This window comes from Sphingomonas sp. (assembly GCF_029239295.1).
GTDB lineage: Bacteria > Pseudomonadota > Alphaproteobacteria > Sphingomonadales > Sphingomonadaceae > Sphingomonas.
Genome location: NZ_JAQZBC010000002.1, coordinates 459137 through 484206 on the forward strand (window position 1 = coordinate 459137; position 25070 = coordinate 484206).

The 25070-nt window shown below is 66.8% G+C and carries 19 protein-coding genes; 13 read left to right on the forward strand and 6 right to left on the reverse strand.

Translation table 11 applies throughout. The features are described 5' to 3' along the window. The gene (glpK, locus tag K0S66_RS03685) at window positions 1-1500 is read right to left on the reverse strand and encodes a glycerol kinase GlpK (protein ID WP_301073761.1); all 1500 of its coding nucleotides are present in this window, start codon (window positions 1498-1500) and stop codon (window positions 1-3) included. A 113-nt stretch (window positions 1501-1613) separates the two neighbouring features. Here glpK and K0S66_RS03690 point away from each other — a divergent pair, with 113 nt between their 5' ends. The 6 genes from K0S66_RS03690 to K0S66_RS03715 all read left to right on the forward strand — a co-directional run bounded on the left by K0S66_RS03690 (window position 1614) and on the right by K0S66_RS03715 (window position 7630). Next, window positions 1614-3116, forward strand: coding sequence for a glycerol-3-phosphate dehydrogenase (locus tag K0S66_RS03690; protein ID WP_301073762.1), 1503 nt, complete (start codon window positions 1614-1616; stop codon window positions 3114-3116). A gap of 7 nt (window positions 3117-3123) precedes the next feature. After that, on the forward strand, window positions 3124-3906 hold the full coding sequence (locus K0S66_RS03695) for a DeoR/GlpR family DNA-binding transcription regulator (RefSeq protein ID WP_301073763.1): 783 nt from the start codon (window positions 3124-3126) through the stop codon (window positions 3904-3906). After that, entirely contained in the window at window positions 3906-5141 is a 1236-nt protein-coding gene (locus tag K0S66_RS03700) for a molybdopterin-dependent oxidoreductase (protein WP_301073764.1), read from the forward strand. The genes K0S66_RS03695 and K0S66_RS03700 overlap by 1 nt, the downstream gene beginning before the upstream one ends. Next, window positions 5141-5569 carry a cytochrome c gene (locus tag K0S66_RS03705; RefSeq protein ID WP_301073765.1) on the forward strand — a complete coding sequence of 143 codons (429 nt, stop codon included), beginning with the start codon at window positions 5141-5143 and terminating at the stop codon, window positions 5567-5569. Before K0S66_RS03700 ends, K0S66_RS03705 begins: the two co-directional genes overlap by 1 nt. A 198-nt stretch (window positions 5570-5767) precedes the next feature. Next, on the forward strand, window positions 5768-6529 hold the full coding sequence (locus K0S66_RS03710; RefSeq protein WP_301073766.1) for a Crp/Fnr family transcriptional regulator: 762 nt from the start codon (window positions 5768-5770) through the stop codon (window positions 6527-6529). Window positions 6530-6598: 69 nt separating this feature from the next. Further along, window positions 6599-7630, forward strand: coding sequence for a LacI family DNA-binding transcriptional regulator (locus K0S66_RS03715; RefSeq protein ID WP_301073767.1), 1032 nt, complete (start codon window positions 6599-6601; stop codon window positions 7628-7630). A gap of 89 nt (window positions 7631-7719) precedes the next feature. Here K0S66_RS03715 and K0S66_RS03720 read toward each other — a convergent pair whose 3' ends face one another. Further along, the gene (locus K0S66_RS03720) at window positions 7720-10188 is read right to left on the reverse strand and encodes a TonB-dependent receptor (RefSeq protein WP_301073768.1); all 2469 of its coding nucleotides are present in this window, start codon (window positions 10186-10188) and stop codon (window positions 7720-7722) included. 234 nt (window positions 10189-10422) lie between these two features. On the opposite strand from K0S66_RS03720, the gene K0S66_RS03725 reads away from it, so the two are divergent. Genes K0S66_RS03725 through K0S66_RS03740 form a run of 4 tightly spaced genes read left to right on the forward strand, consistent with a single transcriptional unit; the run spans window position 10423 to window position 15435 of the window. Continuing rightward, a complete protein-coding gene (locus tag K0S66_RS03725; RefSeq protein ID WP_301073811.1) occupies window positions 10423-11253 on the forward strand; it encodes an aldo/keto reductase in 831 nt (276 codons plus the stop codon). Next, window positions 11208-12326: an LLM class flavin-dependent oxidoreductase gene (locus K0S66_RS03730; RefSeq protein ID WP_301073769.1), complete on the forward strand. Its 1119-nt coding sequence runs from the start codon at window positions 11208-11210 to the stop codon at window positions 12324-12326. The genes K0S66_RS03725 and K0S66_RS03730 overlap by 46 nt, the downstream gene beginning before the upstream one ends. A 45-nt stretch (window positions 12327-12371) precedes the next feature. After that, window positions 12372-14366 carry an alpha-glucosidase gene (locus K0S66_RS03735; protein WP_301073770.1) on the forward strand — a complete coding sequence of 665 codons (1995 nt, stop codon included), beginning with the start codon at window positions 12372-12374 and terminating at the stop codon, window positions 14364-14366. Between the two features lie 49 nt (window positions 14367-14415). Then, window positions 14416-15435 carry a putative sulfate exporter family transporter gene (locus K0S66_RS03740; protein WP_301073812.1) on the forward strand — a complete coding sequence of 340 codons (1020 nt, stop codon included), beginning with the start codon at window positions 14416-14418 and terminating at the stop codon, window positions 15433-15435. Window positions 15436-15447: 12 nt separating this feature from the next. Here K0S66_RS03740 and K0S66_RS03745 read toward each other — a convergent pair whose 3' ends face one another. The 3 genes from K0S66_RS03745 to K0S66_RS03755 form a co-directional block, all read right to left on the reverse strand. After that, window positions 15448-16284 (reverse strand): DUF4336 domain-containing protein, encoded by an 837-nt coding sequence (locus K0S66_RS03745; protein ID WP_301073771.1) that lies wholly within the window; start codon window positions 16282-16284, stop codon window positions 15448-15450. Window positions 16285-16352: 68 nt separating this feature from the next. Continuing rightward, window positions 16353-18140 (reverse strand): class I adenylate-forming enzyme family protein, encoded by a 1788-nt coding sequence (locus K0S66_RS03750; RefSeq protein ID WP_301073772.1) that lies wholly within the window; start codon window positions 18138-18140, stop codon window positions 16353-16355. A 129-nt stretch (window positions 18141-18269) separates the two neighbouring features. Further along, on the reverse strand, window positions 18270-20711 hold the full coding sequence (locus tag K0S66_RS03755; protein WP_301073773.1) for a TonB-dependent receptor: 2442 nt from the start codon (window positions 20709-20711) through the stop codon (window positions 18270-18272). Window positions 20712-20909: 198 nt separating this feature from the next. On the opposite strand from K0S66_RS03755, the gene K0S66_RS03760 reads away from it, so the two are divergent. Beyond that, the gene (locus tag K0S66_RS03760) at window positions 20910-21524 is read left to right on the forward strand and encodes a TetR/AcrR family transcriptional regulator (RefSeq protein ID WP_301073774.1); all 615 of its coding nucleotides are present in this window, start codon (window positions 20910-20912) and stop codon (window positions 21522-21524) included. Window positions 21525-21693: 169 nt separating this feature from the next. Further along, the gene (locus K0S66_RS03765) at window positions 21694-23022 is read left to right on the forward strand and encodes a dicarboxylate/amino acid:cation symporter (RefSeq protein ID WP_301073775.1); all 1329 of its coding nucleotides are present in this window, start codon (window positions 21694-21696) and stop codon (window positions 23020-23022) included. Between the two features lie 25 nt (window positions 23023-23047). On the opposite strand, the gene K0S66_RS03770 is transcribed toward K0S66_RS03765, so the two are convergent. Continuing rightward, a complete protein-coding gene (locus K0S66_RS03770; RefSeq protein WP_301073776.1) occupies window positions 23048-23947 on the reverse strand; it encodes a fatty acid desaturase family protein in 900 nt (299 codons plus the stop codon). A 50-nt stretch (window positions 23948-23997) separates the two neighbouring features. Here K0S66_RS03770 and K0S66_RS03775 point away from each other — a divergent pair, with 50 nt between their 5' ends. Continuing rightward, complete coding sequence (locus K0S66_RS03775) at window positions 23998-24792, forward strand: hypothetical protein (RefSeq protein WP_301073777.1); 795 nt, start codon at window positions 23998-24000, stop codon at window positions 24790-24792. The last annotated feature ends 278 nt before the right edge of the window (window positions 24793-25070 follow it).

A 25070-nucleotide genomic window follows, 5' to 3' on the forward strand; every position in this document is an offset into this window, starting at 1 on the left:
TCAGGCCGGGCGAACCCCGGCGCTGAGCGTACGCGCCACCGCATCGCGCCACCCGGCGACCAGCGGCGCGCGCGCCTCCTCAGTCATCGCCGGTTCGAACAACCGCTCCGGCGACCACAGGCCAGCGAGTTCGTCGAGCCCCGACCATAGGCCTGTTGCGAGCCCTGCGTGGAAGGCAGCGCCGCGCGCGGTGGTTTCCAGATCGGCGGGCCGCTCCACCGCCATGCCGGTAAGGTCGGCGAGGAAGCCGCACAGCCAGTCGTTCGCGGCCATGCCACCGTCGACGCGCAGCCGTTCCGGCCGGCTGCCGCCATCGGCGACCATCGCCTCCGCCAGATCGAGCGTCTGATAGGCGACCGCCTCCAGCGCGGCGCGGGCGAGATGCGCGGCAGTGCTGTCGAGCGTCAGGCCGTGAATCGAGCCGCGCGCGGCGGGGTCCCAATGCGGCGCGCCGAGGCCGACGAAGGCGGGCACCATATAGACGCCGTGGCTGTCGGGCACCTTGGTCGCCATGTCGTTGGTCTGGCTGGCATGGGTGATGATGCCGAGCCCGTCGCGCAGCCATTTGATCGCCGCGCCAGCGACGAAGATCGACCCTTCCAGCGCATAGGTGGTCACACCGTCGAGCCGATAGGCAGGCGTGGTGAGCAGGCGATGCTGCGAGGTGACTGCCTGCTTCCCCGTGTTGAGCAGCATGAAGCAGCCAGTGCCATAGGTTGATTTGGCGCTGCCGCGATCGAAGCAGGCCTGGCCGAACAGCGCCGATTGCTGATCCCCCGCCATGCCCGCGATGGGGATCGGTGCGCCGAGCAGACTGGTCTCGGTGGTGCCATAGACATGCGCATTGTCGTGCACGTCGGGCAGCATCGCCATCGGCACGCCGAGCAGGCGGCAAAGCTCCTCATCCCAGCAACTGCGATGGATGTCGAACAGCATCGTGCGGCTGGCGTTGGTGATGTCGGTCGCATGGACCGCGCCGCCAGTGAGCCGCCACAAGAGGAAGCTGTCGATCGTGCCGAACGCCAGCTCACCACGGTCGGCGCGCGCGCGGGCACCGGGCACGTTGTCGAGGATCCAGGCGATCTTGGTGGCGGAGAAATAGGGATCGATCAGGAGGCCGGTACGCGCGCGGATCAGATCCTCCGCCCCGTCGGCGCGCAGCGTCGCGCAACGATCGGCGCCGCGGCGATCCTGCCACACGATCGCGCGGTGGATCGGCTCCCCCGTGGCGCGGTCCCAGACGACGGCTGTTTCGCGCTGGTTGGTGATGCCGATCGCGGCGATGTCGCGCGCGGACACGCCGCTTTCCTCGATCGTCTGGCGGGCGGTGGCCAGCGTGTCGCGCCAGATATCCTCCGGATCATGTTCGACCCAGCCGAACTGCGGATAATGCTGGGGAAACTCGGTCTGCGCGATGGCGACCCGGCGCGCCGACGCATCGAACAGCACGCTGCGCGTCGAGGTGGTCCCCTGATCGATCACAAGAATGTGGGACGCCATCCTACCTCTCCAAACGAAACGTCAAACGAACCTTGGCGACTTTCGTCCGAACGTCAACGCTTTCATTCGAAAGCCGGGAGGGATATGGGGGCGGGATGATCGGAGAGCGCGATATGATGCGGACGGTGGACCTGCTGATCGTCGGCGGCGGCATCAATGGTGCAGGAATCGCGCGCGATGCGGCGGGGCGCGGGCTGTCCGTGCTGCTGGTCGAACAGGACGATCTGGCGAGCCATACCTCGTCCGCGTCGACCAAGCTGATCCATGGCGGGCTGCGCTATCTGGAATATGGCGAGTTCCGGCTGGTGCGCGAGGCGCTGATCGAGCGTGAGCGGCTGCTGAACATGGCGCCGCACATCATCTGGCCGCTGGAATTCGTGCTGCCGCAGACCCAGTCGCCGCGCCCGGCGTGGATGGTCCGGCTGGGGCTGTTCCTGTACGACCACCTGGGCGGGCGCGAGAAGCTGCCGGGGACGCGCACGGTGAACCTCGCCACCTCCCCCGTCGGCGCAGGGCTGAGCCCGCGCGAGGGCAAGGCATTCATCTATTCCGACTGCTGGGTCGAAGACAGCCGGCTGGTCGTGCTTAACGCGATGGATGCGGCGGCCCGCGGCGCGGTGATCGAGACGGGTACCCGGCTGGTCGATGCGCGGCGCGAGGGCGACGGCTGGATCGCGACGATCGCCGATGCACAGGGTACGCGCGAGATTGCTGCGCGCGTCATCGTCAATGCGGCAGGGCCGTGGGTGGCCGATGTGCTGGGACGGGTGCCCGATGCGCGCACCGATCGCGGCGTGAAGCTGGTCAAGGGCAGCCATATCGTGGTGCCCAGGCTGTATGAGGGGTCGCACGCCTTCATGCTGCAGAACCCCGATCGCCGCATCGTCTTCGCCATCCCCTATGAGAATGAATTCACATTGGTCGGCACGACGGACGAAGTGTGGAGCGAGAAGCCGGGAAAGGCCGCGATCAGCGAAGGCGAAACCGATTATCTGCTGGAAACCATCGGCCGCTATTTCGCGACCCCGGTCGGCAAGAGCGACATCAAGTGGAGCTATGCCGGCATCCGCCCGCTGTACGACGACAAATCGACCAACGCCTCCGCCGTCACGCGCGACTATGTGCTGGACCTGGATGCCGGCGAGGGCCGCGCGCCGATGCTGAGCATCTTTGGCGGCAAGATCACCACATACCGGAAGCTCGCCGAGCATGCGATGAAGGAACTGGCGCGGTTCTTCCCGCAGGCGAGCGGCGCCTGGACGGCAGGCGCGGTGCTGCCGGGCGGCGACATGGCGGACGCCGATTTCGACCGCTTCCTGGCCGGTCTGGTGGCGCGCCGCCCTGCCCTGCCACCGGCGCTGTTGCGGCGGCTGGCGCGCGCCTATGGCACGCGCACGGATGACCTGCTGGGCCATGCGCAGACGGTGAGCGATCTGGGCACGCCGTTTGGGGGCGACCTGTACCAGGCGGAAGTCGACTACCTCATCGCGCAGGAATGGGCGCGGACGAGCGAGGACGTGCTGTTCCGCCGCAGCAAGCTGGGGCTGCATGTTCCCGGCGGGACGGCCGAGGCGCTGGATGCCTATCTTCGCCAAGCGGCGCCCGTCGCGGCATGAGCGAGGCATGAGCCAGGCGGGCGCCGATGTAGTGGCGGCGCGGCACCGCGCGATCCTGGAGACGGCGCGGCATACCGGCAGCGTTTCGGTGGACGCGCTGGCCGAGGAGCTGGGCGTCACCCCGCAGACGATCCGCAAGGATTTGAACATGCTGGCGCGCCGGTCGATGCTGGCGCGGGTGCATGGCGGCGCGGTGGTGACGTCGGGCGTCGACAATCTGCGCTATGCCGAGCGGCGGCATGTCGCGGCCGACGTGAAGGACGCGATCGGCGCCGCCGCGGCATCGCTCGTGCCCGATGGCGCGAGCCTGTTCATCAACATCGGATCGACCACCGAGGCGATCGCCCGCCATCTCGTCGGCCGGCGCGACTTGATGGTGATCACCAACAATCTGAACGTCGTCGACATTCTGGCGGACAGCCCGGGAATCGAAGTGATCGCCGCAGGCGGGCGCGTGCGGCCGGGCGACCGCGCCGTGGTGGGCGCGCTGGCGATGGATTTCATCCGCAGCTTTCGCGTCGATTATGCGCTGATCGGTGCATCGGCAATCGAGCGCGACGGGACGTTCCTGGATTTCGATGTCGATGAAGTACGCGTGTCGCAGACGATCATCGCACAGGCGCGACAAGTGATCCTGTCGCTCGATTCCTCGAAGCTGGGGCGGCCGGCACCGGTGCGGATCGGCGACCTTGGCGATATCGACTATCTGGTCACCGACGAGGTAGACGAGGCGCTCGGCCGCGCCTGTGACGCCGCCGATGTGGCGATCGTCGAACTGGAGAAGATGTAGTGGACCGGCTCGATTTCGAAACAGCGCGCAGCGTGTCGCGGCGGCGGCTGCTGACCGCAGGCGTGGGCGGCGGCGCGGCGCTGATCGCGGCGCGCGCGCTGGGCGCGGACATCGACCTGAGACTGCCGGGGGGCAATTCCGCCCGGCCGCTGACCAGCGACTTCCCGCAAAAGGGCGAGATGATCCTGCAGCGGGTGCGCCCCGTGCTGCTGGAGACGCCAATGGAGGTGTTCCAGAACAACCTCTACACCCCCAACGACCGCTTCTACGTCCGCTGGCATTGGAGCGACATGCCGACCAGCATCGACGTCGACCAGTATCGCATCGCGCTTGGTGGACATGTCGATCGGCCGCTGTCGATCTCGCTCGGGCAATTGCTGCGGATGCCGCGGGTCGAGCTGGCGGCGGTGAACCAATGTTCGGGCAATTCGCGCGGATTGTTCGATCCGCGCGTGCCGGGCGCACAATGGGGCCACGGCGCGATGGGCAACGCCAAATGGATGGGCGTTTCGCTGCGCCACCTGCTGGACCTCGCCGGGGTGCGCGGCGGCGCGGTCGCGGTCCGGGTCGGCGCGCTGGACAAGCCGCTGGTCGATGGTGCGCCGGCGTTCGAAAAGGCGCTGGCGATCGATCATGCGCGCGACGGCGAAGTGATGCTGGCGTTCGCGATGAACGGCGAACAGCTGCCGCTGCTGAACGGCTTTCCCGTCCGGCTGGTCGTCCCCGGCTGGTATTCGACCTATTGGATGAAGACGGTGACCACGATCGAGGTGCTGACCGCGCCGGACGACCGCTATTGGATGGCCAAGGCGTACAAGATCCCCGACACGCCGCGCGCGCATGTCGCGCCGGGCACGAAGGATTTCCCGACCGTGCCGATCAACCGGATGAACCCGCGATCCTGGATCACCAGCATCGCCGATGGCGCCACCTATGGCTATGACCCGGTGCTGCCGGTGGAGGGCATCGCGATGGGCGGCGACCACGGCGTTACGCGCGTCGAGATTTCGGGCAATGGCGGGCGCACCTGGGAGCCCGCCGCGCTGGGACGCGAGGATGATCGCTACGGATTCCGCCGCTTCACCGCCCGCATCGGCGTGCCGCGGCCGGGCCGTGTGCGGGTGATGTCCCGCTGCACCAATGCGGCGGGCGAGACCCAGCCGATGGAAGCGAACTGGAATCCCGGCGGCTATATGCGCAATTGCGTCGAGCCCGTGACCGTGGCGCTGACCTGATGCGCGCGCCTTCCCTTGCCGCGATCGTCGTCGTCCTGATCGGCGCGAGCCTGTTCGTGCTGATCGCGATCAGCGGCCGCGGCCATCAGCCGCCGCCGGCACCCGCCGCTGCCGTCGCTCCCGCCAGCGGGATCAGCAATGGCGACGTGACGCTGACCTCGACAGCCGTCGACCTGCCCGACGACATGGCGACCTTCCCGCCCGGCCAGCACGCCGATTTGGTCAACCAGCGCTGCCTGGCGTGCCATTCTGCCGGCATGGTGCTGACCCAGCCGAAGCTGAAGCCGGAGCAATGGACCGCGATCGTCGAAAAGATGCGCGACGCCTATCGCGCGCCGATCGCCGACGATGAGGTGCCGGCGATCACCGCCTATCTGGTCGCGCAACAATCGCCGACTGCGTCGCAGGCACCGGCGGCGCCGCGCTGACGGTAACGGTGACGGTGAGCGTAACCGTGAAGCGGGTACGGGATCGGCAGTAAGTCGCCAGAAAACGTGCGCCCGCTTGATGTACCTCAAGTTGGCGGCGGCGGCTTCGTGTATAGGGAAGCATCACTGCCGATCGCGCGCAAGCAGTAGTGACCGAGAGATACGACGTGCTCCCGCTTGCGTTTCGGGAGACGGACCGTGCTCACCCCCAGCGAAAACGGCCTGAAACCGTTTGTCGACCGGCTGATCCTGCGATCCGCGTTGACCGAGCCCGAGCGCGAGGCGCTGTGCGCGCTGCCGTACCAGGCCATGTGCGTGGCCGCGCGCCACCCGGTCACGCGACCGGGCGAGATATCGCACCATGCGAGCTTCGTTGCGGCGGGGCTGGTCGGCCGGGTCGGGCAAACCGCCAGCGGGCAACGGCAACTGACCGCCATCCACCTGGGCGGGGACATGGCGGACCTGTTATCGGTGGTGCGGCCCGGCGGGGTTGGCGCGCTGCTGGCGCTGACTGAGGCCACCATCTTTCGCGTGCCACACCGTGCGCTGCGCCGGATTGCCGCCGAATATCCTGCGATCGCCGAAGCGTTCTGGCGACATTGCGCGGTGGATACAGCGACGCTGATGCAATGGCTGCTCAACATCGGGCGCGGCGATGCCGTCGGGCGGCTGGCGCATCTGATCTGCGAACTGGCAACACGGGTGGGCGGCGAGCGCGAGCAGCGGCTGCAATTCCATCTGCCGTTGACGCAGGAGCATCTTGCCGACGCGACCGGCATGACCCCGGTGCACGTCAACCGATCGTTGCGGCGGCTGCGCGAGTTGAAGCTGATGACGATCCACCGCCATTATGTCGACATCCATGACTGGGAGGCACTGGCCAGCCGGTCGGGGTTCGACGCGGACTATCTGGCGTTCGACACTGACGAGGAGCCGAAGGTTCGCCTGCTGACGGCCTGATCGGATCGCGATGGCGCTGCGCGATATGCCCTATTGGCCAGCGGCTTGGCTGCCCTATGAGGGTCGGCGATGAGCACAGCAACCGACACCGCGCGCCCGACCATTCGTGATGTCGCGCGGTTGGCCGGCGTATCGATCAAGACCGTGTCGCGCGTCATCAACGACCAGCAATATGTGAGCGCCGAGAAGAAGGCGCGCATCCAGCAGGTGATGGACGAGACCGGGTTCAAGCCGAGCCATGCGGCGCGCACGCTGGCCGGGCACCGATCGCACCAGATCGCGCTGATCTGCGACAATCCCAATCCCTGGTACATTTACGAGATCCAGCTGGGGGTGCGCGAGCGATGCGCGCGCGACAAGATCCGCATGATCGCACAGCCCTATGATCGCGCATCGCCGACGCTGTTCGAGGATATCACTGCGCTGATCGACCAGGCGAGCCCCGACGGGCTGGTGCTCGCCCCGCCGGCCTGCGACGACCAGCGCGTGCTGGACGAATTGAAGCGGCGCGGCATCCCCTTTGCCCGGTTGCAGCCGGGGCTGCGCATCGAGGAAGGCGCCAGCGCGTCGATCGACAATGAGGGCGCGGCGTTCGACATGACGAGCCACCTGCTGACGCTGGGGCATCGGCGGATCGGCTTCATCGTCGGCGACCGCAGCTATGCCGCATCGGGGCAGCGGCTGGCCGGCCATATCCGCGCGCTTGGCGCGGTCGGCGTCGATCTGGACATGGCGCTGATCCGGCAGGGTCAGTTCGATTTCGCGTCGGGCGAGGCGGCGGCGGATGCGCTGTTGTCGATGGACGAGCCGCCGACCGCGATCTTCGCCTCCAGCGACGACATGGCGGCGGGCGTCCTGGCCGCCGCGCACCGGCGGGGCATCCGCGTGCCCGATACACTGTCGGTGGTCGGGTTCGACGACGGGCCGACCGCGCGGCTGGTGTGGCCGGCGCTGACCACGGTGCGCCAGCCGGTGCGCGCGCTGGCCGATGCGGCGACCGACCTGTTGCTGTCCCCCCCTGCCGATGGCGCCGCGCAGCAACGCCGGCTGCCGCACGAGTTGGTGCTGCGTGGATCGTCGGCGCCGCCGGGCGGCGGCTGATTAGCGGGAACTGATCCGCGGACACTGACAGCAAAACGGCCCCGGATTGCTCCGGGGCCGCTTCGTCTACACAACAGACGCGGTGGGGATCAGAAGTTGATCCGGCCCGTCACGCCGTAATAGCGATCCGCCTCACGCGGGATCTGGTAGCGGTACGAGCCCGACGGGCCGCCGTTGGCGATCGCCGCGGCGAAGCTCTGGTCGAACAGGTTGCGCACCTGGAAGGTCAGGCGGAAGCGATCGTCCTGATCGCCGATGCCGGCCGACAGGTTGACCAGGCCGTAACCGTCGATCGTCGCCAGCTGACGCTGCACCGGATCGGGCGAGAACAGCGCGAGCTGTTCGGACTGGTAATTGCCCTGCGCGCCCAGGAACACGTCCACCGCGCCGCCGGTGCGGACGCGATAGTCGACCGCGAGCGAGCCCTTCCACTTCGGTGCGAAGGCGAGCGAGGTGCCCGGCTCGATCACCGCAGTGGCCGGCGCACCCGGCGCCTGGAAGAAACGGTCGACGTGCGCGTCGGTGTAGGCGACGCCGCCCGAGATCGACAGATCGTCGATCGGCCGAAGCACAATGTCCGCCTCCACGCCGCGGGTCGACACTTCGCCCGCGTTGGTGAAGCGGGTGACCACGACGCCAGCGACCAGATCCGGGTTGTTGGCCTGGAAATTGTCGTACTTGGCGTAGAAACCCGCCAGGTTGAGCGTCAGCAGGCCGTTGAACAGCGTGTTCTTCAGGCCGATTTCGTAGCTGTCCGACGTTTCCGGCGCGATCACGTTCGTGCCGTTCGAGTTCAGGTTGTAGAACACGTTGAACGCCGGGCCCTTGTAGCCGCGCGTCCAGCCGCCGTAGGCGACCACATCGCGGCTGACATCGAACTGCAGCGCGGCCTTGCCCGACCAATTGTCATTGGTGGTCTTGCCACGCCATGCGACGCCGTTCGACGCAGCGACCGCCTGGGTCTGTGCCGCGCCCGGTGCCACGCCCTGGCCGAGCAGCTGATTGTAGCGATCGAACACGCCCTGGTCGAAGTTCGCGTTCACGCCCGGACCGGCCAGCGTCGTCTGGCGGCGGTGCCACACGTTGAGCTGGTCAGCGGTGTAACGCAGCCCGCCGATGAAGCGGAAGCGATCGGTGAAGTTGACCGTGAACTGGCTGAAGGCGGCGATGTTCTGGAACACCGAGCCGAAGTTCGCGACACCAAAGGGGTTGGTGGTCGCCGGCGCGCCGGGCGCACCGCACGGGATCAGCGTCGCCGGCACGGTGGCCGCGTTGCAATTCACCACCGAGCGCGAGAACGTCCGCTCCGACGCGGCTCGCGAATAATAGACGCCGACGACGTAGGAGATGAACTGCTGCGACGGCGAGGTCAGGCGCAGTTCCTGGCTGAACGTGTCGCCCGTCTGCGGCCCCAGATCGTGCAACTGGTTGAAGCCGACATAAGGCGCGGCCAGGAAGTCACCATCGCGGGTCTCGGTGTTGGAATATTCGCGATAGGCGGTGATGCTGGTCACCGTCTGGTTGCCAAGTTCGGTGTCGATCTGCAGCGAGGCGCCGTAGCTTTCCTCTTCGGTGCGCGTGATCAGATTCTGGTTGATCCGGCGCGTCTCATTGCCCTGCGGCGTCGGCAGCACCGAGAAGATCGGGCTGGTGATCGGCTGACCAGCGGCGTTGAGCGCACCGGTGCCGATGACTTCGGCGCAGCAATCGTCGTTGTTCTTGCGATAATCAGCGATGAACGCGACGGTGGTGGCGTCGCTGGGCATCCACTTCAGCTGCACGCGGCCGCCGACATGCTCATAGCCGTTCACCCGGCGCCCGTCGAAGGCGTCGTTGCGGATGTTGCCGTCAAAGCGGCTGTAGAAGCCGGTGAAGCGCGACAGCAGATTTTCGGTGATCGGCACGTTCAGGGCGCCGCGGATGCGCGCCTCGTCGCCGCCGGTGAAATAGCTGCCCTCAAGATAGCCACCGAAATCGCGCGTCGGCTGCTTGGTGACGATGTTGATGACGCCGGCCGACGCGTTCTTGCCGAACAGCGTGCCCTGCGGACCGCGCAGCACTTCCATCCGCTCCACGTCGACGAGATCGCCGAACGCTTCGCCGGTGCGCGCCAGCACGACACCATCGACCACCGCCGACACCGACGGCTCACCGGCGATCGAAAAGGTGGTGGTGCCAACGCCGCGCAGGAACAGCGACTGGTTGAGCGTGGTGCCCGACTTCAGGATGTTGAGCGCAGGGACCAGCGTGGTCGCGCCCTCGAGACCCGGCGAGCCGGTGTTTGCCAGCGCCTCACCACCCACTACCGAAACGGCGAGCGGCACGTCCTGCAGACGCTCGCTGCGCTTCTGCGCCGTGACAACGATGTCGCCATTCGACGCGTTCGACGCGTCATCCGATTCGGCCGCGACGCCCGGCGCGGGTGCCGTCTGCTGTGCAGCGCTCGGTGCCGCTGCCTGATCAGCCGGCGACACTTCCTGCGCTGCGGCGCCCTGCGCCACGACGGCGAAGGCCGCGCTGGCGGCAAGCAAAAGCGCCTTGTTAGAGAACCTTACCATTACCCTCTCCTACCCCAAACCAGTCATGCGCCGCGGATTCCGCAGCCCCCATCATTAATCCCCCTAGTAGATGGAGATTGCTGTGGCGACCCCGAATTCGGCGGCGTTCCCAATTGACTGCTTCCCTGTACGCCGGATCGCACCTATAAGACAACGGTGTCTTATCTGCCTTCTCCCGCTCGCTCCGTCGCCCTGGGTGACACTGGCCTAACCATCAGCACCATCGCCTGGGGCATGTGGCGTTTCTGCGGCAGCGATGTCGCCGCGGCGCGCGCGCTGGTCGAGGCGGCATTCGATGCCGGCGTGACGCTGTTCGACACTGCCGACATCTATGGCCCGGACAACAACGAGGATTTCGGCGCCGCTGAAGCGTTGCTGGGCCGCGTCTTTGCCGAAGCGCCGGGCTTGCGCGACAAGATGGTGCTGGCATCGAAGGGCGGCATCCGCATGGGCGTGCCGTATGATTCGAGCGCGACCTATCTGGCCGAGGCGATCGACGCCTCGCTGACGCGGCTCGGGTGCGACAGGATCGACCTGTATCAGATCCATCGCCCCGACCTTCTCGCGCATCCGCAGGAAGTAGCGCGCGCGCTGGACGATGCGCGCACAGCGGGCAAGATCACCGCGATCGGCGTGTCCAACCACACGCCCACGCAGACCGCCGCACTGGCCGAATATCTGACCGTGCCGGTCGTCAGCCACCAGCCGGAATTTTCCGCGCTGACCATCACGCCGCTGTTCGACGGCCTGTTCGATCAGGCGATGCAGCGCGGCATGGCGGTGCTGGCATGGTCGCCGCTGGGCGGTGGCCGCCTCGCCGATCCGAAGGATGAGCGCGCACGCGCCGTCGCCGCCCTGCTCGACGTGAAGGCCCATGAGGCCGGCGTCGATCGCGCCGCCGCCGCCTATAGCTGGATCATGGCGCACCCGGCGCGCCCGATCCCGATCGTCGGCACGCAGAATGTGTCGCGGATCGCGATGATCCCCGACGCCTACAAACCGCAATGGACGCGCGAGCAATGGTACGCCGTCCTTCAGGCCAGCATGGGAGAGCGTTTGCCGTGACGGGTTCGACGAACAAAGGGTGTGAAGTCAGCTGGTTTTCCGCGCTGTGCGATGACGATTACGAGTTTCTCGGCGTTCCCGATCCCAAGCTGAAGTCCAGCTGGGAGCATTGCCGCGACATCGTGCTTCAGGCCGAGAGCGGCGGGTTCGACAATATCCTGCTGCCGTCGGGCTATGCGCTGGGCATCGACACCACCGCCTTTGCCGCGGCGATCGCAACGATGGTGAAGCGTATCCGCCTGCTGATGGCCGTGCGCATCGGTGAAAGCTGGCCGCCGCAGCTCGCGCGCCAGATCGCAACGATCGACCGCATCCTGGGCGGGCGACTGACGGTGAACATCATCTCTTCCGACCTGCCGGGCGAGACGCTGGCATCGGCGCCGCGCTATGCCCGCACGCTGGAGGCGATGCAGATCCTCAAGACGATGCTGAACGGCGAGCCGCTGGATCACCAGGGCGAGTTCTGGAAGCTGAAGCTGGATGCGCCGGGCGTCACCACCGTGTCGGGCAAGTGCCCGCCGCTGTATTTCGGCGGCCTGTCGCCCGACGCGCGCGAAACCGCCGCGCAGGGTGCCGACGTCTATCTGATGTGGCCCGATAAGCGCGAGGCCGTGCAGTCGATCATCGACGACATGACTGCCCGCGCCGCCAAGCACGGCCGCACGCTGAAGTTCGGGTATCGCGCGCATGTGATCGTGCGCGAGACCGAGGCCGAGGCGCGCACTGCCGCCGACCGCCTGCTGTCGAAGCTGGACGCGGCGCAGGGCGAGGCGATCCGCAACAAGTCGCTCGACACCAAGTCGACCGGCGTCGCGGCGCAGGCCGCGCTGCGCGAGAATGCCAGCGACGACGGCTATGCCGAGGAAAACCTGTGGACCGGCGTCGGCCGTGCCCGTTCGGGCTGCGGCGCGGCGATCGTCGGGGATCCGGACCAGGTGCTCGCCAAGCTGAAGATGTACCAGGACATGGGGATCGAGGCGTTCATCCTGTCGGGCTATCCGCATGCCGCGGAGGCCGACCTGTTTGCACGCCATGTGCTTCCCAAGCTGCAGCACGGCCCCCTGACGCTGTAAGCCACCACTGGTACGGATGGCCGGAGGCACGGCCAGGAGAATAGAATGACGGTGACGTTTCGCCCCGCGGAGAGCGGCTTTGACATCTTCGCGGGCGAGGCGCTCGTCATTCGCCACCGCGCCGACGCGCCGGCGCTGTTCGTCGGCGCGGGGCGGCCGCTGGTCGACATGTACCGCGGCAATTATTTCCTCGACGATCGCGTCGACGAGCGGATCGCACTGCGCGAGACGACGATCGAGGGGGACACCGCGACGCTCTCCGCCGGCGGGCGCACGCTGCTGACGCTGACGCTGCGTGATGGCGCGCTGCACCTCGCGGCGCTGGACCCTGCACTCAATCGCTTGTGGCTCACGGCCGTGGGCGAAGCGGGCGAGCGTTTGTGGGGCGGCGGCGAGCAATTGTCCTATGTCGACATGGCCGGCCGCCGCTTCCCGATGTGGACGTCCGAGCCGGGGGTGGGGCGCGACAAGTCGACGCTGCTGACGTTCCAGTGCGACCGCGATCACCGCTCCGGCGGCGATTACTGGAACACCAATTATCCCCAGCCGACGTACCTGTCATCGCGCCGCTATGCGCTGCACGTCGATACGACGGCGTATAGCTGCTTCGACTTTCGCGATGCCGCCGCGCCCGCGATCGAGGTGTGGGAAATTCCGCCGCGGATCGAATTGTTCGCCGCGGCCCGCTTCGCCGATCTGGTCGGGCAGCTTTCGACCCGCTTCGGCCGCCAGCCGCTGCTGCCCGAATGGGCCTATGCGGGCGCGATCCTGGGACTAAAGGACGGCGCCAACAGCTTCGACCGGATGGAAAAGATCATCGCGGCGGGCGCGGTCGTCACTGGCCTGTGGTGCGAGGATTGGATCGGGCTTCGCGTCACCAGCTTCGGCAAGAGATTGTTCTGGGACTGGAAGGCGAACGAGGCGCGCTACCCTCATCTGCGCCAGAAGATCGCCGAGCTGAACGAGCGCGGCATCCGTTTTCTAGGCTATGTGAACCCCTATCTGGCGGTCGACGGTTCGCTGTATGTGGAGGCGGCAGAGGCCGGCTATCTGGCGCTGAAGCTGGATGCCGATGAGCCGTATCTCGTCGATTTCGGCGAGTTCGATTGCGGCATCGTCGATTTCACCAATCCCGCCGCCGCCGACTGGTTCGCCGATCGCGTGATCGGGCGCGAGATGCTGGATTTCGGGCTGTCGGGCTGGATGGCCGATTTCGGCGAGTACCTCCCCACCGATGTTCGCCTGTTCGACGGCACCGACGGGATGCTGGCGCACAATGCCTGGCCGACGATCTGGGCCGAGGTGAATGCGCGTGCGATCGCCTCACGCGGCAAGACCGGCGACGCGGTGTTCTTCATGCGCGCCGGGTTCAGCGGTGTCGGCGCGTACTGCCCGCTGCTGTGGGCCGGCGACCAGAGCGTCGATTTCACGCGCCATGATGGCATCGGCACGGTGATCCGCGCGGCGCTGTCCTCCGGCCTGGTCGGCAATGCCTATCACCACAGCGATCTGGGCGGGTACACGAGCCTGTACGACAATGTCCGCACCGCCGAGCTGCTGATGCGGTGGAGTGAATTGTCGGCCTTTTCCCCCGTCATGCGCAGCCATGAGGGCAACCGGCCCGACACGAACTTGCAGCTGGATGGCGACGCTGAAGTGCTCGCACATTTCGTCGCCATGACGAAGGTGCATGCCGCGCTTGCCCCCTATATCGCCGAGCTGTGCCGCGAGGCGGCAGCGACGGGCCTGCCGCTGCAACGCCCTCTATTCCTCGATTATGAGGACGACGCCGGCTGCTGGGGCGTGGAGACGCAATTCGCCTATGGCCGCGACCTGATCGTCGCGCCGGTGATCGAGGCGGGCGCCGAGCGTTGGCGCGCCTATCTGCCGGCGGGGGCCGAGTGGCGGCATGTCTGGTCGGGCGAGACCTTTGCCGGGGGTGCCACCGTGGAGGTCGCCGCGCCGATCGGCCAGCCGCCGGTATTCTACCGCACCGACAGCGCGCACGCGCCGCTGTTCACCTCGCTCGCCACGCTCTAGCATGGTGGCGCGCGACGAGGGAGGCGCGGGCGTGACGCGCTACCGATCCATGCCGCTGGCAGCGGACCTGTACAACGACTTGGAACCGTCGCCCAAGAGCAGCTGGCAGGACCTGCTGCCCGGCCTGATGGTCGCGGTGCTGGCGACGATGGCGGCGGCGTTCGTTGCTGACCATTATGGCGCGCCGCTGACGCTGATGGCGTTGCTGATCGGGCTGGCGCTCAATTTCCTGGGGGCCGATCCGCGGATGGCCCCGGGGCTTGGCTTTGCCTCCAAGACGCTGCTGCGCTGGGGCATCGTACTGGCGGGGGCGCGGATCACCGTGGGGCAGATCGTCGACCTGGGCCCGTTGACGCTGCTGGCGGTGCTGGTGATCCTGCTGGTAACGCTGGGCGCGGGGATCGTGATCGCGCGGGCGGCGGGGCTCGGCAGCGCCTTTGGCACGCTTGCCGGCGGCGCGGTGGCGATCTGCGGTGCGTCCGCCGCGATGGCGCTGGCGACGACATTGGGCGAGCGGCGGGCGAACCAGGCGCAGCTGGCGCTGGTGCTGGTCGGGATTTCCGCCGCGAGCGCCGCCGCGATGTTCCTGTACCCGACGCTGGCACACCAATTGGGGATGAGCGACCGGCAGGCCGGATTCATGCTGGGCGCGTCGATCCACGATGTCGCGCAGGCGATCGGCGCGGGCTACAGCTATTCGGACAGCGCAGGGCAGGTGGCGGCGATCGTCAAGCTGACCCGCGTCGCCTTGCTCGCCCCGGTGCTGGCGCTGGTCGCGGCGTTCTTCCGCCCAGAGGACGGCAAGAAGACCGGCATCACCCTGCCCTGGTTCGTGGTCGGTTTCTTCGTGTTCGCCGCCATCAATTCGCTGGGGGTAATCCCGACGGTGGTGAGCGGGGGCGCGCAGGATATCGCGACCGCATGTCTGGCGTGCGCCGTTGCCGCGACCGGGATCCGCGCGCCGATGAGCTCGCTGCTGGAAACGGGGTTCAAGCCGCTGCTGGTGATCATCCTGCCGTCGGCGGTAGCGCTGGCGCTGTCGCTGGGCGGCGCGCTGATCCTGCTGTAACGGCCGCGCGCGTCAGCCCGGCGAGGGCGACTTCAGCCAGGCGAAGGCGGTGCGCAGCTGTTCGGTGCCGCGCCCGCGGAAGATGTCGCCGTGCGCGAACACCACGGCCTCTGGCGCCAAAGCGAGCATCCGGTCGACCTCGGCGCGGGCCTGCGCGGCCTGCGGGCGCAGCGCGGCACGGGCGTGGAGCGCAGTGGTGCCGCCGGTCGCCATTGTCGCGCGCATCAGCGAGGCGGTGACAGGGCCCAGCTTCTGCGGATCGAGGTTTTCCACCAGGTCGGTCAGCACCAGCGTACGGCCGCGCTTGTGGAAGAACCACGCCTCCTGAAAGCCGCCGGCGCCGGTGATCAGCCCCTGTTCGATGTCCGCCGCCCATGCGGAGGGAGCAGCCTCTCCCAGATCGCTGTCGATGCGCAGATTGGCGCTGCGTACCTGCGCGCGATCACGCAGCACCGGCACCGCCCAGGTCGTCGCGTCGGGATAGGCCGCCTGCCAATCCGCCAGGAAGGTCCAGTGCGCCATGCTGGGCGCGACGAGATGGCGGATCGTGCCGAGTTCGCTGAGCGCGGCGGCCAGTGCGGGGGTATATTGCGTGGGCGAATGGAGAATGAGGCCGCCGCCGGTGAGGCGAAGCACCGTCATCCGGATCGGCAATTGCATGCCCATCGCGCTGATCGGCCCGCTGTCCACGGTCCAGACGTCCTCGCCAAGCGGCTTGGGCACATCAAGCGGCGGATAAGTGACCGCGTCCTTGTCACGGGTGGCGCCCCGCGAGAGATAAAGCACGGCGCCGATCGCTGCTGCGCCGACGCCCAGCAGAAGCGTTCGTCCATTTCGCCGTTCGGCCATGTTCCATCTCCCGTATCGATCGGTGCCGGCTACCCCGTTGCACCTAAGGGCAGAGCGCTGCCCATTGTTCAGGAAGCGCCGGAGCCGCCGGCAGGTTCCGCCTGATGCAGCGCGACGAGCTCCGCCCGCAAGACGGGCTTCAGCGTCTTGCCGCTGGCGTTGCGCGGAAACTCCTGACGCCGAAGGTCGATGCGCACCGGCACCTTGAACGGCGCGAGGAGGCGCGCGGCATAAGCGATCAGTTCCGCCTCGGTCAGTTCGGCACCGGGCCGAAGCTGCACCAGCGCGCCGACCTCTTCGCCGAGGATACGGTGCGGCAGGCCGACGACGGCGGCGTCCATCACGTGCGGGTGAGCGACGAGGACATCCTCAATCTCGACGCAATAGACGTTCTCGCCGCCGCGGATCAGCATGTCCTTGGCGCGATCGAGGAGGTAGACGAAACCTTCCTCGTCGATGCGGCAGATGTCGCCGGTATGGTACCAGCCGTCGGTGAAGGTCTCGGCGGTCGCCTCCGGCTTGTTCCAATAGCCGACGACCACGTTGGGACCACGGATCCACAATTCGCCGGCCTCGCCGCGGGGCAGCTCGCGGCCGTCGCCATCGACCACCTTCACGTCGCAGACTGGGACCGGCAGCCCGACGCTGTCGGGATGGCGCAGGTAATCCTCCGCACTGTTGCCGATCGACACCGACGAGGTCTCCGTCGCGCCATAGCCCTGCCCCGGCTTGAACCAGGGAAACAGCTCAGCGAATTTCAGCGTCAGCTCGGGCGCGATCGCTGCGCCGCCATAGCCGTAGCTGTCGAGGCTGGAGAGATCGCGCCGGGCGAACTCGGGCGATTCGAGGACCTGCCAGACCATTGCGGGAACGCCCGTGGTGGAATTCACCCGCTCCGCCTCGACCAGCTCCAGGAAGCGTTCGGGCTGCCATTTGTGCATCAGCACCAGTTTTGCGCCCGCCATGACTGTGGGGATCAGCATCGAATTGGTACCGGTAACGTGGAAGAGCGGCACGGGCAGAAGGTTTACCCGCTGCGGTGCGTCGGGATCCGGTTCCGGCAGCGGATCGCCGCGGCGGATCGTGGCGCGGGCGTTGTTGAACGCGATCGAGATGACGTTGGTCAGGACATTGCGGTGAGTGCCCAATGCGCCCTTCGGCCGACCGGTGGTGCCGCTGGTGTAGAGGATCGTCGCCGGATCGTCGGTGTGGAGGCCGGGATCGGGCATCGGATCGTCGGCGAGTTCGGCATATCCCCCTTGGGGGCCGATCAGATCGTCGAGCGGGATCGCGCCGGTGCCGTGATCGGCGTCGGTGCGCACCGAGACAAGCCCGTCGAGCGCGAGATCGGCAACAAAGGGCGCGAGCCGTTCGAGCCGGTCGGCATCGACGATCGCGACCCGCGCGCCTGAGTCGGTGATGCCATAGGCGAGTTCATCGCCCAGCCCCCAGGCGTTAAGCGGCGTGACGACAGCGCCGATCGACACGCCGGCCCAGAAGGCGATCGACCATTCGGGCAGGTTGCGCATGGCGATGACCAGCCGGTCGCCCTTTCGCACGCCGAACCGATCGTGGAGCACGCGCCCGAGCTGGCCGGCGGCGCGGAAATGCGCGGCGTAGCTTTGGCGTTCGCCCTCATAGACGATGAATTCGCGGTCGCCCCAGCCGCGGCCGAGATCGAACACCTGGCGCAGATCGTTGAGTGCATTGGCATAGGTGCGCAGCGGCACGCCGCGGATCACCGCGTCGCGCAGCTCGAACGGCGCGCCGGGCGCGGTCAGCGTGCGGTAGGTTTCCTCAAGGGAGACGGCAGGCCAGTCCCCAACGACCGGCGCGGCGGCAGCGCGCTTATCCATATGCTCATCCTCTCACCTCGCCGGTAAGCCGGCCGTTTTAGAATGAGTGTTGGATCGCAGCCGCGGGGGCAAGGCCAAAAGCATCGCCCCCGCATCTTCCGGCGCGGCGCGGGGGCGCCGCGCCGGCGATCAGAAGCGCACCCGACCGGTCACGCCGTAGAGGCGCGGCTGGCCAATGAAGGCGCCGTACGTCCCGCTTTGCAGCGGCTGATCGACGATCACCTGGTAATAGTCGGAATTGGTCAGGTTCTGCGCCCAGACCTCCAGCGACCACGCCTCGCTGGTCGGCTCGATCCCGATGCGCGCGTTGAGCAGCGCGAACGGCTGCTGCACCTTCAGCGGATCGAGGTTCGAACCGGTATTGTAGCTCGACGTCCATTTCAGCGAGGCGGACGACAGGAAATTGAGATCCGACGTCATCGGCTGCTTCGAGCTGAAGCCGGCGGTGACGTTCCACTTCGCCGCGTAAGGCAGCTGGTTGCCCGACAGGCGCGTGAGGTTCGGCAGCGGCGGCGGGAAATTGCCGAACTTCGTATCGGCATAGGTCGCGCCGGCGTTCAGCGTCAGGCCCTGAATCCCGGTGTTGTACATCAGGTCGAGGTCGACGCCCTTCGACGTCACCTTCGGGATCGACGTCACGACGAAGCTGACGCCGGTGTAGGTGTTGAGCTGGAAATCCTTGTACGTCTGATAGAAGCCCGCAATGTTGGCGAGCAGCCGCTGGCCGAGCCAGCTCGTCTTCGTACCGATCTCGTAACTTTCCACCTTCTCCGTGGCGAAGGACGTATCGGGATTGATCACGCCGATCGCGGAGCGTGCGCGATCGAGGTTGAAGCCGCCCGATTTGAAGCCATTGGCGTAGGAACCATAGGCCATCACGCGCGGCGAGAAGCGATATTGCAGCTTCGCCGAGCCGGCCCAGCGGTTCTCCGGGCGGCGCTGCTGCGTGGTGACGTCGTTGAACGCGACGTCGGAAGTGGGCGAGCAGAGCGCGGTGATCGCGGCCGCCGGCAGCCGGCGAGCGAGCGCCGCAGCGCAGGCATTGGCAGGCGAGGTATTGGTGTAGCGCGACGTCGTCCGCTTGACCTCATCGGTGTAGCGGATGCCCAATGTCAGATCGAGGCCGTCGGCGATGGTGAAGGTGTTGTCGGTGAAGATCGCGAACGACGAGGCGCGGTGACGATGGAAATCGCGCTGCCCGGTATTGGGCAGGAAGTTGCTGCCCGCCGCGATGCCAGTGAGCGCCGACACGGCGTTGGGGTTCGTCCCGCCTGACAGCAGCAGTCCGAAGTAACGTTCGTAATCGACCCCGAAGAAGGTGTTCTGGTTCGATTCGAGCCGCTCGTCAGCGTAGAAGACGCCCAGAATCGAGTTGATCCGCTCACTATTATAGGCGAGCCGCGCCTCCTGCGAGAACACCTTGAACTGGTTCGAATTGCCGTCCGAGCCGCGATACCAGATGTCGGCGGAGGAATAGTCGACATCCACGCCGCTGTTGGACTTGTAATAGCGATAGGCCGTTATCGAGGTGAAGCTGAGCGCGTCGCTCAATTCCCAGTCGAGCTGGCCGGAGACGCCGCGGTCGCGAATGCGGAAATCGGTCGGCCGGTTGGCGTAGGTGATGCGGTCGAACGGCTTGCCATTGCGCAGCGTACCGGCGTCGGGCGAGAGCGCATCGACGAACGCCGCCGTCGGCCCGGGGATGCTGGGCGCGTTGACGCAGCAATCCTCGTCGCGTTCGGACCAGTCGCCGATCAGCCGGATATTGATCGCGTCGGTCGGGCGGATCAGCAGCTGCGCGCGCACCGTCCAGTTGTTTTCATTGTCGGCGCGCGTGCTGGTGCGCGGGCCCGCGCCGGTGCGCACCTTCCAGAAACCATCGCGCTCGCGCTTCAGCGCGAAGATGCGGCCGGCGACGGTGTCGCCGATCAGCCCGCCGGTCGCCGCGCCCGACACGGTCCAGGCGTTGTAATTGCCGTAGCTGCCGACGAATTCGGCGGAAGGATTGAAGCTGGGCGAGGCGGAAATGACGTTGATGACGCCGGCCGACATGTTCTTGCCGAACAGCGTCGACTGTGGGCCCTTCAGCACCTCGACCCGTTCCAGTTCGCCCAGATCGCCGAAGGCGACCCCGCTGCGCGCGCGATAGACGCCGTCGACGATCGTGCCGACCGAGCTTTCGAGACCGGGGTTGTCGCCGACCGTGCCGACGCCGCGGATCCGGATCGAGGTTTGCGCGGGCGAGGTGGAGGAGGTGACGTTGAGGCCCGGCGTGATCGTCTGGAGATCCTTCACGTCGCGGATGCCGGCATTTTCCAGCTGCTGCTGATTGAGGACGGAGACCACGACGGGCACGTCCTGCAACCGCTGCTCCCGCTTTTGCGCGGTGACGATGATCTCGCCATCGTCGGCCTGCGGGCTGCGCGTGGCATCGGCCGTACTGGCGGCGGGCACCTGTGCCGTGGGCTGCGCCTCAGGCGCCGGCGCGGCGGAGGCGGCATCCTGCGCCGCGGCGCTGACCGAGACAGTCGAAATCGCAAGCGCAAGCACGGATGCGGTACAACGCAACATCACATTTCCTCCCCATAAAACGGCAGGGCGTGGTTCCACGCCTTCTTGTTGTTCGCCGGTCGTATTGCCGACGGATCATTATACGGGCGGAAAGGGCCAAAGCGTACCTGCCACTTGTGCTAGGGTGGCATCGGACGTGGAGCGCGATCTCGACCGGGTGCTTGAGCGAAACGCGCAAGTCCTTATATACTGGACGTTATGGAATCGATCACCGCACCGGCCACCGCCAAGGGGCGCCCGCGCGAGTTCTGCGTCGACGAGGCGTTGGGCAAGGCGCTCGGCGTGTTCTGGGCGAAGGGCTATGAAGGTGCCTCGATGGCTGACCTCACCGAGGCGATGGGGATCACCAAGCCGAGCCTGTATGCAGCGTTCGGCAACAAGGAAGCATTGTTCCACAAGGCGCTGGCGCTCTACGAAGCGGAGAAGCTGGCCTATACGCGCGAGGCGTTGAAGCAGCCGACCGCGCGGGCGGTGGCAGAGCATTTCATGCGCGGCGCAATCGACGCACAGACCAGCAAATGCGACCCCAAGGGGTGCCTGGGCGTGATCAGCGCCACCGCGTGCGGCGCGGAGGCGGAATCGATCAAGGCCGACGTCATCCAACGTCGCGCATCGTCGCAGGCGGCGCTGGTCGAGCGTTTTCGTGAGGCGAAGCGCGACGGCGACATCCCCGACCACGTCGATCCCGAGGCGCTGACATCGTATCTGTACGCCATCCTGCAGGGCATGGCGGTGCAGGCGGGGTCGGGCGCGACGCGCGAGGAACTGGAGCGCGTCGTCGAGACCAGCCTGATGATGTGGCCGAGCGCCTGACGGCTGCAAAGGCGGGGCGCGGCTGACTGCGCCGCGCAAAGGCGCCGCCAGCATCATTTACCGGCCGCCTGATTTCTGATCGTGCGCAAACCGTCCAAGGTCATCTATCATCGCGCGTTCCGGCCCGGCTGACGGCCGGGGGAAACGCTGCGCTGAGAGGATCATCGGCTTGATTACATTGGAGGCGGTGTCGGTGCCCGCCAAACCGCGCTGGTACACGCACCTGTATGTCCAGGTGCTGATCGCGATCACGGCGGGCGTGCTGCTGGGTCATTTCGCCCCGGCCACCGGCGAGGCGATGAAGCCGATCGGCGACGGGTTCATCAAGCTGGTCAAGATGATCATCGTGCCGGTGATCTTCCTGACCATCGTCACCGGGATCGCGGGGATGCGCGACCTGAGCGCGGTTGGGCGCGTCGCGGGCAAAGCCTTTGCCTATTTCCTGTTCTTTTCCACGCTGGCGCTGATCGTCGGCCTGATCGTCGCCAATGTCGTGCGGCCCGGCGACGGGCTGAACATTGATCCGGCGACGCTCGATCCCGCGCGGGTCGCGACCTATTCCGCCCAGGCGCATGAGACGACGCTCACCGGCTTCCTGATGGGCATCATCCCCGACACGTTCCTGTCGGCGCTGACTGACGGCAACATCCTGCAGACGCTGTTCGTCGCGATCCTGTTCGGCATCGGGCTGGCGATGATCGGCGAGCGCGGCAACCGGCTGCTGCTGGCGCTCAACGACGTGTCGCTGGCGGTGTTCAAGATCGTCGCGATCCTGATGAAGGCGGCGCCGGTGGGCGCGTTCGGCGCGATGGCGTTCACCATCGGGCGCTACGGCGTGGGCACGCTGGCCAATCTCGCCGCACTGGTCGGCACCTTTTACCTGACGTCGCTGTTGTTCGTGCTGGTGGTGCTGGGCACGGTTGCGCGGCTGTGCGGTTTTTCGATCCTCCGCCTGATCGCCTATCTGAAGGCCGAGCTGCTGCTGGTGCTGGGCACGTCATCGTCCGAAAGCGCGCTGCCGTCGCTGATCGAGAAGATGGAGCGTGCCGGCTGTCCGAAGACCGTTGTAGGCCTGGTGGTGCCGACCGGCTATTCGTTCAACCTGGACGGCACCAACATCTACATGACGTTGGCAGCGCTGTTCATCGCACAGGCGTGCAACGTCGATCTGACGCTTGGCCAGCAACTGCTGCTGCTGGGCGTCGCGATGCTATCGTCCAAGGGCGCGGCGGGAGTGACCGGGGCCGGCTTCATCACGCTGGCCGCGACACTGTCGATCGTGCCCGACGTGCCGATCGCGGGGATGGCGCTGATCCTGGGCGTCGACCGCTTCATGTCGGAATGCCGCAGCCTGACGAACTTCATCGGCAATGCGGTGGCGACGATCGTCGTCGCGCGGTGGGAAGGACGGCTGGATCGCGAGCAGCTGGACGCGGCGCTGTCCGGGCGGGCGGCGCGGGTCGATCAGCAACCCGCCGACGCGGTGCCGGCCGGCTGACGCCGGTCCACTACACCGCCGCCGGTCAGTGCGCCGGCAGCGGCTGTACGGCGCGGCGGATCACATCGGCGTAGCCGCGCGAGATGCACGAGAAGCCATCATAATAACCGCGCTGCACCAGCAGCCGATGCATCGCACCCAGCCGATAGGGCGGGACGCCGGCGGCGAGGTGATGTTCCAGATGGTAATGGACATCGTTCGGCGCGACGAACAGCTTTTCCCACCAATGCGCCACCGTGGTGGAGGTGTTGCGGCGCGGATCGAGATCGCCGCGCTCCTCCGCCACGCCATGTTCGCCGATCTGCCGCAGCCGGACGATCGCGGGGTAGACGAACAGCTGGGCGGCCCACCACAGGGCATAGGCCCACCAGCCGCCCGACAAGGCGAGCACCGTAAAAAGGCCGGCGTGGAAGGCAAGCCACGGCCATTGCTGCGCCAGTCGGAAGGTCTTCAGCTCCCGCGCCAGATCGCGGATTCCGGTGCGCCCGGTCAGATCGCGCGCGAACTTGCGCCGCAGCGACGCACGCGTGATCGGATAAGCGCGGACAAAGCCGATGTCGGGATCCTGCGGCGTGCCAGCAAAGCGATGATGCTTCAGATGATAGCTACGATATTTCGCGAGCGAGGTGTTCATCGGATAGCCGGCCAGCCACTGGCCGGCGATCTCGTTCGCACGGCGCGAGGCGAACAGCGCATGATGCGCGCAATCATGAACGATGATGCCAAGGCCCAGCTGACGCCCAGCGAGCAGCAGAACCGCCAGCACAATCGTCAGCGGATTGGGCCATGCGATCGCGAGCGCAAAAGCACCGGCGATGATCGCCCAGTTGACGAGGAGCGCCCAGGCCCCGCGCCAATCCGAAGGCCGCATCAACGCCGCCAGTTCTTCCCGGCTGAGAAAATCGGTGATCGGCGCTGGCTTCATAAGCTAGGCTCCCGTTGATGACAGCCGAACTTGTAACATTAAACGACAACATGAGTCAAACAACGTTACAAGACTGGCATGCACCGCTGTCGGCGCGATCACTCTCGCTGGGGTTCCTGTCGGCGGTGCAGCGTCCCATGCGGGTGGCGGATTTGGTTCGCCGGGCCGAGGTGATGGGGCTGGACGGAGCCGCCCTGCGCGTCGCGCTGGGACGACTGTGTCGTGAAGGCCTGGTTCAGCAGGTGGAGCGGGGGCTGTACGCAATCGGACCGGGCGGCGAGGCGCTCGACCGGCGCGCGCGAAGCTGGGCCGCGGCGGAAGAGCGCGTGACGGCGTGGACCGGGCGCTGGTTGATCGTGCTGGTCGATCACCTGGGCCGCAGCGATCGGCGGCGACTGCGCGAGCGTGAGCGGGCGCTGATGCTGTACGGGCTGGCCCGGACGCCATCAGGTGCGTGGGTACGGCCCGATAATCTTGCCGACCCGTTGCCGCAGCTCGCCATGCAGCTTCATGCGATCGGCCTTGATCCCGATGCCACGATCATCGGCGACGCCAGCTCTATCGATGATCAGCAATGGCGGGGGTTGTGGCCGCGCAAGGCGATCGAGGCGGGCTACCGCCACTGGATCGCGGAGATGAGCGCAAGCACGGCACGACTGCCGGCGATGCCAGTGGAGGAGGCGGCGCGCGAGACGCTGTTGCTGGGCCAGTCGGTCATCCGCGCGATCAACCGTGATCCGCTGTTGCCGTCTGCGTTGATCGACACGGGGCTGCGCGCGGCGATGATCGACGCGATGCGGGGTTACGATGCGGTCGGCAAGACCGTGTGGGACAAGATCGCGTAACCGCTACCGATCGCGCTGTCGGAACATCCGACACGGCTACAAGGACGAAGATCGCCGCGGCGAAGTAGCTGGATAGTTGATCCAAGTTACGCAGAAATTTGGTCAAAACATCGGTTACAAACGCGACCATCCGCGCGCTCGTTTGTTGGAGGCGTCAGGCAGTCTTCCTGTGTCTGCGCCCGCGAACATTGCCTGAGAACCAATCGTGTACCAGCATCACAAGCACCAGCAATGAGCGAATGCCGTGACGAAAACCGGTCGGCACCTTGCATAAAGAC

What these genes read in the sequence shown, in the direction of transcription:
- glpK (WP_301073761.1), bottom strand. Translation starts at nt 1,500, where the DNA reads ATGGCGTCCCACATTCTTGTGATCGATCAGGGGACCACCTCGACGCGC.
- K0S66_RS03690 (WP_301073762.1), top strand. Translation starts at nt 1,614, where the DNA reads ATGATGCGGACGGTGGACCTGCTGATCGTCGGCGGCGGCATCAATGGT.
- K0S66_RS03695 (WP_301073763.1), top strand. Translation starts at nt 3,124, where the DNA reads ATGAGCCAGGCGGGCGCCGATGTAGTGGCGGCGCGGCACCGCGCGATC.
- K0S66_RS03705 (WP_301073765.1), top strand. Translation starts at nt 5,141, where the DNA reads ATGCGCGCGCCTTCCCTTGCCGCGATCGTCGTCGTCCTGATCGGCGCG.
- K0S66_RS03715 (WP_301073767.1), top strand. Translation starts at nt 6,599, where the DNA reads ATGAGCACAGCAACCGACACCGCGCGCCCGACCATTCGTGATGTCGCG.
- K0S66_RS03720 (WP_301073768.1), bottom strand. Translation starts at nt 10,188, where the DNA reads ATGGTAAGGTTCTCTAACAAGGCGCTTTTGCTTGCCGCCAGCGCGGCC.
- K0S66_RS03725 (WP_301073811.1), top strand. Translation starts at nt 10,423, where the DNA reads ATGTGGCGTTTCTGCGGCAGCGATGTCGCCGCGGCGCGCGCGCTGGTC.
- K0S66_RS03730 (WP_301073769.1), top strand. Translation starts at nt 11,208, where the DNA reads ATGGTACGCCGTCCTTCAGGCCAGCATGGGAGAGCGTTTGCCGTGACG.
- K0S66_RS03735 (WP_301073770.1), top strand. Translation starts at nt 12,372, where the DNA reads ATGACGGTGACGTTTCGCCCCGCGGAGAGCGGCTTTGACATCTTCGCG.
- K0S66_RS03740 (WP_301073812.1), top strand. Translation starts at nt 14,416, where the DNA reads ATGCCGCTGGCAGCGGACCTGTACAACGACTTGGAACCGTCGCCCAAG.
- K0S66_RS03745 (WP_301073771.1), bottom strand. Translation starts at nt 16,284, where the DNA reads ATGGCCGAACGGCGAAATGGACGAACGCTTCTGCTGGGCGTCGGCGCA.
- K0S66_RS03750 (WP_301073772.1), bottom strand. Translation starts at nt 18,140, where the DNA reads ATGGATAAGCGCGCTGCCGCCGCGCCGGTCGTTGGGGACTGGCCTGCC.
- K0S66_RS03755 (WP_301073773.1), bottom strand. Translation starts at nt 20,711, where the DNA reads ATGTTGCGTTGTACCGCATCCGTGCTTGCGCTTGCGATTTCGACTGTC.
- K0S66_RS03760 (WP_301073774.1), top strand. Translation starts at nt 20,910, where the DNA reads ATGGAATCGATCACCGCACCGGCCACCGCCAAGGGGCGCCCGCGCGAG.
- K0S66_RS03770 (WP_301073776.1), bottom strand. Translation starts at nt 23,947, where the DNA reads ATGAAGCCAGCGCCGATCACCGATTTTCTCAGCCGGGAAGAACTGGCG.
- K0S66_RS03775 (WP_301073777.1), top strand. Translation starts at nt 23,998, where the DNA reads ATGAGTCAAACAACGTTACAAGACTGGCATGCACCGCTGTCGGCGCGA.